This window comes from Mesobacillus sp., assembly GCF_057785455.1.
Genome location: NZ_JBYNSB010000056.1, coordinates 50,207 through 61,321 on the forward strand (window position 1 = coordinate 50,207; position 11,115 = coordinate 61,321).

Annotated in this window: 12 protein-coding genes and 1 tRNA gene; 5 read left to right on the forward strand and 8 right to left on the reverse strand. The window is 40.9% G+C overall.

The genetic code is table 11. The features are described from left to right. Positions 1-188: 188 nt before the first annotated feature. A complete protein-coding gene (locus AC3EBE_RS20935) occupies positions 189-818 on the reverse strand; it encodes a LysE family transporter (protein ID WP_488596964.1) in 630 nt (209 codons plus the stop codon). Between the two features lie 150 nt (positions 819-968). Between AC3EBE_RS20935 and AC3EBE_RS20940 the strand changes: the two genes are divergently transcribed. After that, positions 969-1,052, forward strand: a tRNA-Leu gene (locus AC3EBE_RS20940). Between the two features lie 184 nt (positions 1,053-1,236). Here AC3EBE_RS20940 and AC3EBE_RS20945 read toward each other — a convergent pair. Next, positions 1,237-1,443, reverse strand: coding sequence for a cold-shock protein (locus tag AC3EBE_RS20945; protein ID WP_488596965.1), 207 nt, complete (start codon positions 1,441-1,443; stop codon positions 1,237-1,239). 327 nt (positions 1,444-1,770) lie between these two features. Between AC3EBE_RS20945 and AC3EBE_RS20950 the strand changes: the two genes are divergently transcribed. Next, on the forward strand, positions 1,771-2,391 hold the full coding sequence (locus AC3EBE_RS20950) for a LysE family transporter (protein ID WP_488596966.1): 621 nt from the start codon (positions 1,771-1,773) through the stop codon (positions 2,389-2,391). 213 nt (positions 2,392-2,604) lie between these two features. Next, positions 2,605-2,913, forward strand: a complete 309-nt coding sequence (locus AC3EBE_RS20955) for a DUF6509 family protein (protein WP_488596967.1) — start codon at positions 2,605-2,607, stop codon at positions 2,911-2,913. Positions 2,914-3,137: 224 nt separating this feature from the next. Here the strand turns inward: AC3EBE_RS20955 and AC3EBE_RS20960 are convergent, their stop codons facing one another. The 3 genes from AC3EBE_RS20960 to AC3EBE_RS20970 all read right to left on the reverse strand — a co-directional run bounded on the left by AC3EBE_RS20960 (position 3,138) and on the right by AC3EBE_RS20970 (position 4,646). Then, complete coding sequence (locus tag AC3EBE_RS20960) at positions 3,138-3,527, reverse strand: cytosolic protein (protein ID WP_488596968.1); 390 nt, start codon at positions 3,525-3,527, stop codon at positions 3,138-3,140. Positions 3,528-3,530: 3 nt separating this feature from the next. Next, positions 3,531-4,058: a metallophosphoesterase family protein gene (locus AC3EBE_RS20965; RefSeq protein ID WP_488596969.1), complete on the reverse strand. Its 528-nt coding sequence runs from the start codon at positions 4,056-4,058 to the stop codon at positions 3,531-3,533. A 162-nt stretch (positions 4,059-4,220) separates the two neighbouring features. Then, complete coding sequence (locus AC3EBE_RS20970) at positions 4,221-4,646, reverse strand: hypothetical protein (protein ID WP_488596970.1); 426 nt, start codon at positions 4,644-4,646, stop codon at positions 4,221-4,223. 235 nt (positions 4,647-4,881) lie between these two features. On the opposite strand from AC3EBE_RS20970, the gene AC3EBE_RS20975 reads away from it, so the two are divergent. Then, the gene (locus tag AC3EBE_RS20975) at positions 4,882-5,901 is read left to right on the forward strand and encodes a sulfite oxidase (protein ID WP_488596971.1); all 1,020 of its coding nucleotides are present in this window, start codon (positions 4,882-4,884) and stop codon (positions 5,899-5,901) included. Between the two features lie 34 nt (positions 5,902-5,935). On the opposite strand, the gene AC3EBE_RS20980 is transcribed toward AC3EBE_RS20975, so the two are convergent. Beyond that, positions 5,936-6,814 (reverse strand): NAD-dependent epimerase/dehydratase family protein, encoded by an 879-nt coding sequence (locus AC3EBE_RS20980; protein ID WP_488596972.1) that lies wholly within the window; start codon positions 6,812-6,814, stop codon positions 5,936-5,938. Between the two features lie 126 nt (positions 6,815-6,940). Further along, positions 6,941-7,786 carry a non-homologous end joining protein Ku gene (gene ku / locus AC3EBE_RS20985; protein ID WP_488596973.1) on the reverse strand — a complete coding sequence of 282 codons (846 nt, stop codon included), beginning with the start codon at positions 7,784-7,786 and terminating at the stop codon, positions 6,941-6,943. A 137-nt stretch (positions 7,787-7,923) separates the two neighbouring features. On the opposite strand from ku, the gene AC3EBE_RS20990 reads away from it, so the two are divergent. Then, positions 7,924-9,753 carry a DNA ligase D gene (locus AC3EBE_RS20990; protein ID WP_488596978.1) on the forward strand — a complete coding sequence of 610 codons (1,830 nt, stop codon included), beginning with the start codon at positions 7,924-7,926 and terminating at the stop codon, positions 9,751-9,753. Between the two features lie 139 nt (positions 9,754-9,892). On the opposite strand, the gene dapF is transcribed toward AC3EBE_RS20990, so the two are convergent. Beyond that, a complete protein-coding gene (dapF, locus tag AC3EBE_RS20995; RefSeq protein ID WP_488596974.1) occupies positions 9,893-10,873 on the reverse strand; it encodes a diaminopimelate epimerase in 981 nt (326 codons plus the stop codon). Between the last annotated feature and the right edge of the window lie 242 nt (positions 10,874-11,115).

The window sequence follows — 11,115 nt, forward strand, 5'->3', positions numbered from 1 at the left end:
CAGAAATCAATCATTTTCTATCATAAACAATCATTTTTAATCAAATTTGAATAATTCGTGACTGTTATTGATTGTTTTCAAACAATTCCCCCAATTAACGCATTAGCGCGCCGGGGGTCTGACCCCCGGCGCGCTAATGCGTTAATTGTTAAAATCGTTCCACCTTTGAGGAACGCTTTTTCCCTCGCTTATAAAAGGGCAATAATTCCTTGATAGCCAAAATAGCCTCCGAATCCTAGAAGAGATATGCCTGATATAATGGATATAGCTCTCAGACTGCTATAATTCAGGAATCTCCTGAAACCGGTCGTAATGGCAGCAACAAAGATGTCCCATAATGCCAGCCCCAGGAATATCATGCTGCTGTAAATAAGCAAATCCGTTCTACCATAATTGCTCGCGGTTTTGGCGAGAACGGAACCGTAAATCCCAAGCCAGAACAGGATTGATAACGGGCTGCTGATCGACATTAGAAAGCCTGTCAGAAAACATTTCAGCAGTGATTCCTTGCCTCTGCTGAAACCAAGCTCAATGGAATTTGCTTTCATGATCGATTCTGCACCCGAATAGATCAGGACAAACCCGCCAAATAGCCAAAGGAAAATCTGGATGGCGGGGATGTCCAAAAAATTCACAAGGCCAAAATAAATCAGCAGCATAAAAATAGCATCAGCAATCATTGAACCGGTTCCGACGACCCATGCATGCCAGAACCCATTTTTGATACCCTTGTCCAATCTTGCAGAATTGACAGGGCCTATTGGCGCCGCCAAGGTCAATCCCAAAAATATATAGCTGATTAATAGACTCACATTCAAGATCTCGTCCCCCAACACAAACTTTGTAAATTGTATGTCAGGAACAACAACCTTAACACTTCAGGCATTCAATGGATAATTATTTTTCTTTGCCATAAGATTCTAATTGAAAATTATTGTTATTATGCTATAATCTTTATATATTCATTCGCGGGTGTGGCGGAATCGGCAGACGCGCTAGATTCAGGTTCTAGTGGTGGCAACACCGTGGAGGTTCAAGTCCTCTCATCCGCATACAGAAAAGGTGCCTAAACAATAGGCACTTTTTTTGTTTTTCCATTTTAATATTATTTTTGCTCTTTAACAGCCATGGGTCCCGTCCCATTACTAACTCCAAGGCTCAATAAAACCAAAAAACCAGAATATCTCAGTACATAAAAAGAAACAGCCCGCGGATTCCCGCGGGCTGCTGTTTCTTTTAGCCGATTAAATTCTGGCTGTGGTTATTCACAACTTCTAACACCTTTGTTGTTTGTTCCATTTCACTTTTACAAATCGGGCAAGTGGGGACATTGCTGCTCTTAAAATTGTCACGGACCCAGCAATTGCAATCATCAGAAGTACATACCCATATTTTCGTCTCTGCTGTCACGATTTCTTCAGGCGGTTTTCTGCCAAATGCCATTTCCTCACGCTCCTATATTAGTGATAACCGATCCATTGATAAAAAAATTCATTTATTATAAAAAGCCAGAAAGTATAACTTTTTATAATAAATGAATTATTCGAAAGTTGATATCTATTTCATTTTATCATACTTTCTTATTTTTACCAAAGAAGAACCTTTTAGCGTTCTTAAGCGAACAACAGTTATCAGTATATGCAAACATGCATGATTTTATTTCTCCATAAGATAATTTTTAGCTGTTAACAGAAAATTAGGTTTTACCCTCCAATATTCTGAATAGAAATAGTACAAGCAATACGAATGCTAGGCAATTGGAGGTAAGACATGAGCGTTTTTTTAGGATACATATTTTTGGGGCTTTCCCTGGCAGCGCCAATCGGACCTGTTAATGCAGCGCAAATGGACAAAGGGATCAAAAGCGGGTTTTTGCAGGCTTGGCTCCTCGGCCTTGGCGCCTTGACAGCGGATATCGTCTACATGCTAACTGTATATCTTGGCGTAGTGAAATTCCTTGAAGCCCCTTTCATGCAGTCCTTTCTTTGGCTGTTTGGATTTTTTGTTCTTATGTACACCGGAATTGAAACTCTGATGAACTCAAATAAACTCCTCACGCAATCACGAAGTAGCGAGTCCGGTCTGAAATCCTTCGGTACAGGCTTCATCATGTCTATTTCCAATCCTCTGACCATCCTATTTTGGCTGGGGATTTATGGATCTGTGCTCGCGAAAACGGCCACAACCTACGGTACCGGGGAGCTTATTCTTTATAGCATGGGAATAATCCTTGGACTAATTCTTTGGGATATTATAATGGCAGCAATATCTAGCAGCTTTCGAAAACTGCTCACTGCCAGGCTTCTGATTTTCATTTCCATTTTATCCGGCTTATCCTTGATTGGATTTGGACTGTTTTTTGGGTACCAGGCTTTACAGCTCTTTATTTAAATGAAGGAATATGCATTATTGGACCAACTTTAAGTTTAAATAATCAAAGGTTTTGCTAAACAAGCAAGCTATTATAAAGAAAATTCAAGGATTCCTTCTGAAAAATCGCGTCCAAACTATTGGAGGCGTTTTTTGTTTTTGGCTAAATTCTTGATTGTTGTCCATCTTTTCGATATATAATAAAAAAGACAAACTTAAAAGGATGATATGTTAATGGAGATTATTGGACATTCTGTTGAACTGCTAGAAGACCCATTTGGCCTTCTTGAAGGAAACAGATATGAATTTTATTTAGACATTGAAGTCGAGGAAGACGATGAACTATATACAGACAAAGGCTTGCTTTTAAAAGTAATCTTCCTTGCTGAAGGAAATGAAGGCCGAATCCTGCAGAACTATTTTATAGAAGAGGAAACCGAAAAGGTACTGGATTTCGATTTGGAAGATGATGAGGCGGAAGCAGTAAAAGCATATTGCTTGCAGCACCTCCAGCCAGAAGAAAATTCAGATACAGAGGAATAAAAAAAGAGCAGAACTGCTCTTTTTTTTATTTTAGCTCTGTTAGGCTGTTGATTTTCGTTCCAGGCGCTTCGCTTTCCTCGGGGCGTGCGCTGAGACTCCTCGTCGCTTTGCTCCTGTGGGGTCTCACCTGCCCTCTTCATCCCGAAGGAGTCTTCGCGCCTGGAACGAAGAGAAACAGGGTTTAAAAATCAACATTCGGCATTAACAGAGTCTTTATTTTAAAATTACACTTCCACAGATTTACCTTCTTCAACGATATGAAGAAGCAGGTGGGCCAAATGCTGAACTGGTCCATATTCTTCCTCGCCCATTTCCTCACTGAACTCGAGATCATTCAGATACAAGGCTGCGAATTCATAAAAATCCTTTAATCCAAATCCATAACAATTTGATGGCTCTTCACTTTGCTCTTCGTACTGGAGGACTAAGTACGATTCTTTTCCGTCATTATCCTCTGCGTCAAAAAACACAAAAAAACCGATATTTGTATCGAGGTCAAACAAATGGCGCGTGCCGCCCTCAGTTGCTTTCTCATAATCTTCGGCGCTCAATTTCTGGACCGCCATCGTTTCAACCTGGTCTTCCGCATGGAACTTAACATTGAAAGTTTTCAAGACTCAACAACTCCTGGATTCTGATTCTTTACTTGCGAAAAAAACATGCTCCGCCTCTATTTTTTCTCCAATAGTCAGGATACCATACGAAAATTCTTTCTGTCTTCTTTTATCGGTCGGCGACCCTGGGTTGAATAGTACGAGCCCGTTTGTTTCCTTTTTTACTGGAATATGTGAGTGTCCATAAATAATACAATCCACATGTTCTGTCCGAAAAGCTTCCAGAGCACGCTTTTCAGTTGTTTTGCCGGTGCCATGGCCATGGACTATTCCTATTTTGAATTCCCCTGCTTTAATGATTTCTCTGGGGTTTAAAATTCTTTTTAATTCCGGACTATCCACATTGCCTGTTACCCCAGTCAATTTTCCATACTGCTTAAGCTCCTGATAAAGCTCTACAGTCTGCCAATCTCCGCAGTGGATTATTGTATCTGCTGTTTCCATTTCCTGAATGAGGATCTTTGGTAAGTTCTTTGACTTTCTGGGCATATGGGTGTCAGACAACACAACAATTTTCATATGATCTGTCATCTCACTCCATTCCTAAAGTATGATTTAGTCCATTTTATGATACCCAGGAAAGCTCTAGTTAACCATTTTCTGACCGCTTATATTCAGTTACATCAAAATAATCATTCGTTTTTTTATAGCCATTGAATTCAATATCCAGATCATGAAAATAACGATGCAGTTTCAATAGATTTTTTTCTCCTTGCTTCCTTCTTCCACATTGCCAGCAAAATTGGCTATTGCACTAAAGTCTGTTTGCAGGTCTGGATTCTCAGTATGTATAGTCGCCAGTACTCCAAGCACTTCAGCAGCAGCTTCCCTTTGTTCATCCCAATTAACCGATTCAATCCCACCCCAGCCAAGGGACTGGTTAAATTCCTCATGAAATTTAGATATGAAATTACCAACATTTTTATAATCTGTACCGGCATCCTGCTGAAAAACAGCCACTTCTTCACTGCCATCAGTTTGAGCGGCTGCAGCCTCCCTGATTTTCCTCAAGTCCTGATTTTCCGTCTCCCAGAAGGAGTACCCTGCATATAATCCAAAAGCCAAAATGAACATAGCTGCCGATACAATCAAGAACTTCATTTTCGTTTTCTTATCCATGCTGCGTTGCCCCCCTGAACAAAACTTGTTCTAATAATATTTGACAGTTGACTGGGAAATCCTTTAATTTTTCTTATTTTAAATAAGACCCTTAACTAAATGCTCGTTCAGACATAATGTATATACACCTGAGCCACATCTCAATAATGGTTCTTTCTTTACTGGCCTTAAAATACATTTATCGATGAAGGGAGTGGTAACCATCAGTAGTACACCCTGGAATAAAAGGCCTCGGTTGACAACAAGGAGTCTGGACCCTGAGAACCAGGAAACACCCATTCATTTTCTTAATCACAACCAGTCTGTTCCTACAGCTTTATTCTACAGGAGGAACCATTTTGATTATCCCTTTCTATCATCTGAAGACATCGGGATACAGCTTTCAGGATTGGTAGAGAAGCCAATGAAATTCAGCTATTTCGATATCGTGCATATGCCCTCTAATACGGTTGAAACCTTGATAGAATGCTCCGGGAATAAACGTGCTCTTTTTAAAGAAAAAGTGTTTGGAGAGCAATGGGAGAATGGCGCAATGAGCCAGGGGGTGTGGAAGGGTGTCACTTTATCCAATTTGCTGGAAAAGAGCGGAATCAAGTATCATGCCAGAGAGATTGCCTTTAAGGGGAAGGATTCTGGTATTAAGAAAAATAAACAAGTGCATTTTGAAAGGAGCTTGCCACTTTCAAAAGCATTGAACCCTGAGGTAATTATAGCCTATGAGTATAACGGAAAACCGATTACACCGAAACATGGGTTTCCATTCAGACTGATTGTACCTGGTTGGTATGGAATGGCATCAGTAAAATGGCTGACCGAAATTATCGTGATTCAGGATCATTTCACTGGTCCATTCCAGACAGAGGATTATGTTTACTATTATAAAGATGGCACTGCCGAGCCAGTAACCAATAATAAAGTAAACTCCACGATCCTCCAGCCAATGGATAAGCAATTCCTGGCTGTAGGCAACCATCTTATCAAGGGTATAGCCTGGACAGGAAATGGAGTAATCGATAAGGTGGAACTTAGTTTTGATCAAGGCAGAAGCTGGACACCTGCCAGACTGCTGGAAGAGCCAAAGGAATTTCAAACAGTTCAATGGCAGTTTCCAATCAGCATCAAATCAGGCAAGGAATATAGAATTACAGTAAGAGCTGCTGATCGTTCTGGAAATGAACAACCCAATGAAGCAGTATGGAACGAGAAAGGCTATGGCTATAACGCGCAGATGGAGATAACAGTAAGGGGCGAATAAAGAACCAGGTGCAAATTAGGCACCTGGTTCTTTATTACACATAAAATTTAATCAAGCTGTCAAGCAGCTGATCAAGGCTGGTAAATTCAAATCCCAACTCTTCAGCCTTTGAAGTATCGATGGACCAGGAACCAGGCAATGAATATGGGGATGGAAATTCCGCTTTCACGCTTGTATCAATTAGTGCTGATTTATTTGTCTGCCTTTCGATCTTTTCTACCAGCTCACGCAGGCTGACATCACCTTTTGAGCCAGGATTAATCGCGCCAGAAAATTCATGATTCCCTATTTTCATTAAAAAATCGGCTGCTTCCTCTGCATGGATGAAACTATAGCGGAAATCAGGATTATGTATACCTATTGATTCTTCAGCAATGATTTTATCAACATGAAACTTCAGTCTTTCAGAATAATCATCTTCTGACACGACAATGGGGAACCTGACGGAGACCGCATCAAAAGATCCCAGTTGATGAAAAACTGCCTCTGATGCGCGTTTAGCTTCTTTATAACCTTCATATCCAGGATATTCTTTCCGCGTTTTGTAATTGATTTCATAATCAGCGGCATTAAAATTCTCCTCTTTATGCAGTGTGCCGAAGTCATAAACTGCCTGGGTTGAAGTAAAGATATAGCGTCCTGTTTTTCCTTTTAATGCATCGGAGGTATCCTTTGCCTCTATAGGTGAAAAACAGGATTGGTCATAGACGATATCCCAAGATCTATCCTGGAATGCTTCCATCATCGATTCACGGTTTTCACGATCTATGACAAGCCTCTCTACCTGGTCACCAAAGGGATCAATTTTGGTTCCTCTTGTTGCGATTGTTACGATGTCGCCATTTTCAAGTAATTTTCGGACAAGTTTTTTTCCAAAATACTGCGTCCCGCCTAGTACTAAAACTTTTCTCATTTTTTTACCCCCTTTATCTATTTATTTTATTCGGCAATCGAAGGGACATCTCCTTGTTTTCGTTTCTCCAGTAAAAAAAACAAACCCGGCCAGGATTCCCCTGGCCGGGTTCTAAATGAAACGTAATCACGCTTGCTTCTTTTCCTTGGCTTTTGGTTTTGCGGCTGCTTTCTTTTTCTTGGCAGGTTCCTTTTTTTCTGGCTTTGTTCGATCGATCGATGCCTGAAGAGCTGCCATCAGATCGGTAACATTTGATACTGGCTCTTTTTCGGTTGGGGTAACCAGTTCTTTACCAGTCCTTTTAGCTTCAATCAGATCTAATAAGGCGGTCCGGTACTCATCTTTATACTTATCCGGTTCAAAGTTTGTCGTCAGCTGATCAATAAGCATAATAGCAGTTTCAAGCTCTTTCTCGGTAACCTTATCTTCTTCCGGAACATTGGGTACATCGACCGTATTCCTCACTTCATCGGGGAAGTGGATGGTTTCCATAACAAGCGTGTTATTGTAAACCCTGATTACAGCAAGCTGTTCCTTAGCCCTGATCATGATTTTGGCGATACCTACCTTTTTGGACTCCTCCAGCGCTTTTCTAAGCAGAGAGTATGCTTTGCTTCCGCTTTCGTTTGGCGACATGAAATAGCTCCGCTGGTAGTAAATTGGATCAATATCGGACATCTTTACAAAATCGATGATTTCAACGGCTTTCTCTTCATTTTCCTTCCGGAGTGCTTCTAAATCTTCATCCTCAAGGACCACGAATTTGCCTTTTGTATATTCGTATGCCTTAACGATATCTTGATTGCCGACTTCCTTGTCACAAACCGGGCATACTTTTTCATATTTAATAGGTGAATGGCACTCTTTATGGAGAGTCCTTAATTTTACATCTTTATCTTCAGTTGCAGCATGGAGCTTGATCGGGATATTAACTAGCCCAAAGCTTATGCTCCCTTTCCATATTGTATGCATAGTTGAACCCATCCTTCATCTTTTATTACTAATTTGCATTAGATTGCTGTATTCATTCGTTAAAACATTTCCCAGCGGACTAGTTTCCTCGGAAACAGGAACACTATACTTACACTGGTGAAAGGAATGAGAAGATGCTGAAACCAATGCTTCCTACACTGGCATTTGAGATTCCCCGAGGAAAAGAATGGCGCTATGAAACGAAATTCGATGGCTTCAGGGCCATTTTAAAATGGGAAAACGAACCCGAACTGACAAGCCGAAACGGAAAACCTCTGCTCCCAATCTTTCCAGAAATTAAAGATTATTTACTCTTACATAAAGAAATATTTGAGCCCTTCTTGCCAATCGAATTGGATGCAGAGCTGGTTTTTCTTGAAAATCCTTATAAAGCGAACTTTTCAGCCATCCAAATCAGAGGGCGGATGAGGTCTCAAGAAAGAATCCAGCTTTCCGCGAAGCAAAATCCATGCAGGCTCCTAGTGTTCGATCTTCTTACACTTAAGGGAAAAAGCCAGAAATCATTAGAGTACAAAGAGCGAAAACACCGGCTTGAGTCCCTTTTTCAGCAATTAGAACTGCCTGCTGAACCAAATCCAGTCAGTCCAAAGCTTATACAGCTTATCCCTGCCGAAACAGACCTGGACAAGATATGGGAAAAGGTTGTCCTTTTTGATGGTGAAGGGATTGTCGCGAAGCAAATAAAAAGCAAATGGGAGGAAGGAAAACGGACAGAAGCATGGATCAAGGCAAAAAACTGGAAATATGTATCCTGTTTTGTCACCGCATATGAAAAATCCAATGGGTATTTTTATATCTCCGTATATAAGGATGATCAAGTCCATCAGGTTGGCTTAGTCATATTCGGTTTCAAGCCAGAGGAGAAAAATGCACTCCGCCAGATTATCAAAAATAATAAAAGTGGTGAGGATGATCAGTTTATCTATGTCCCTCCAGGCATCTGCCTTGAGGTAAAGTATCTGGAAATGTATGAGGATCAGCTGCGCGAGCCACACTTCCACCAATTTCGTTTCGATTTAAAGCCAAATGACTGTACCTATGATAAATTTGTCTTTCAGCAGAAGAACTTGCCGCTGGATGTCGAGATCACTCATCCGGATAAGCCATTATGGGAGGTTCCCTCCATTAGGAAGATGGACTATATCCATTACCTAAGAGAGATATCACCTTATATGCTGCCATTTTTACAGGACAGGCTTTTAACGGTAATCCGCTATCCGCACGGGATGTTCGGCGAGGCCTTTTATCAAAAAAACGTGCCAGACTATGCTCCCGAATTTGTCCTGACTGCCAAATCCGAGGGAATTGAGTACATTGTCTGCAACAATCTCAAAACACTTTTATGGCTTGGAAACCAAATCGCGATTGAATTCCATATCCCGTTCCAGACCATCAGCAGCAAAGGGCCAGATGAAATCGTTTTTGACCTTGACCCTCCATCAAGAGAATATTTCCCTCTTGCGGTTAAAGCAGCGCAGTACATCAAGGAAGTATTGGATGAGCTAAAGCTTATCAGTTTTATTAAAACTTCCGGGAACAAGGGTCTTCAGATATATATACCGCTTCCGGCCAACACATACAGCTATGATGACACAAGGCTATTCACTTCATTCATTGCTCAATATCTGGTATCAAAGGATCCCGATTCATTCACAATCGAGCGGCTGAAAAAAAATCGGGGTAACAGGCTTTATGTGGATTACGTACAGCATGCCGAGGGAAAAACCATTGTCAGTCCCTATTCAGCAAGAGGGAAATCACATGCAGGTGTTGCGACCCCCCTTTTTTGGAGAGAGGTCACCGATGATTTAAAAATTGACAATTTCAATCTGGGAACGATTATCCAAAGGGTCCAAAAACATGGATGCCCTTTCAGGGATTATTTCAAAGCAAAGGAGGATCAAAATTTTGAACCTGTGCTGAAGATTTTAAAAGCTAAAAAATAGTCCATCGTATACGAAAAGCCTCCTGATCCAGAAAGGTCAGGAGGCTGAAATTAATTAAACCAATTTCGTCACTGTATAAGGCGAAGCTATGATTTTGATAAAAAGTCCGGAGCTTTTTTCCCAGGATTGAGACTTAGATTTAAAATGCTGAGAGATACTTTTTCGCATGCTCCTCAAGAAGAGAGTATTGGTCCTCTTCACTATATTCCTCCTGCTCCAACATTTCGGACACAATTCCATCCACGTTGAAATCCACCTCAAGTTTAGCTGAGTAGACATAAGTAGCATTGCCGATAAGATCAATTGTATAGATTCCATTGTTTTCATGTACTGCGCACTGTACCATGCCGCCATTATTATAAACGTTTATTGGCTTTCTTAATTCATTTTCCCCAACCAGGCAAGTGACAAGAGCAGATGCTGACATCGCAGTCCCGCATGCATTGGTGAAGCCCACTCCTCTTTCAAATGTTCGTACATAAATATTCCCTTTTTCAAGCAGCCTGATGAAGCTGACATTTACTCCGTCTGGAAACAATTCATTCGGTCCGTTCACCTGACGGCTGATCTCCTCCTGCAAGCCTGAGTCAATATGGTCCTTGCCGACAATTGCCGTTAAATGAGGATTAGGGACAGCTAAAGCCGTGAACACCAGTTCTTCGCTCAGCTGTGGAATCTTTTCCTGGAGAAGTGTTTCTTTATCAAGAATAAGCGGTAAGTCCTTTAATGCGAAAGTAACTGGTGAGATTTCCACCTGATAGGTTGGAATATCAATAAAAATGTCATCATGCTTCCTTACCTTCAGATCAGCTTTCATAGTTTCAATCACAGCTTCATCTTTGCCCAGCTTTTCACATACATACCTGCCAGCACAGCGCAAACCGTTGCCGCACATTGAAGCCTCAGTACCATCTGAATTAAAAATCCGGTATTGCGCATCTGCCCGGCTGCTGTCCCGGATGAACAAAATTCCATCTGCCCCTAAAGAGGATTCCCGGTCACAAAGAGCCAAAGCGAGATCTCTTCTTTTAAAATCGTCCAGCTTATAATTCCCTTCAGATTCATCTATAAGTAAAAAATCATTGTGAGAACCATGGCATTTTATTAAATCGATTATCATTTTCCTGCCCCCAAATTCCTTCGTTATATTACAAGATGCCATAAATTCTATTTTTGTTCAATATTCCAGGACCAATTCAGGAAAATAAAAAAGCCAGCTTTTAATGTGCACCCCAGAAGTTAGAGTGAAATTCTAACTTCTGGGGTGTTTTATTATGGCTAAATATAGTGAAAGTTTTAAAGTAATGGTGGTGCAGGAGTATCTGAGTGGTCCACTTGGAATTGAACTTCTAGCACGTAAAC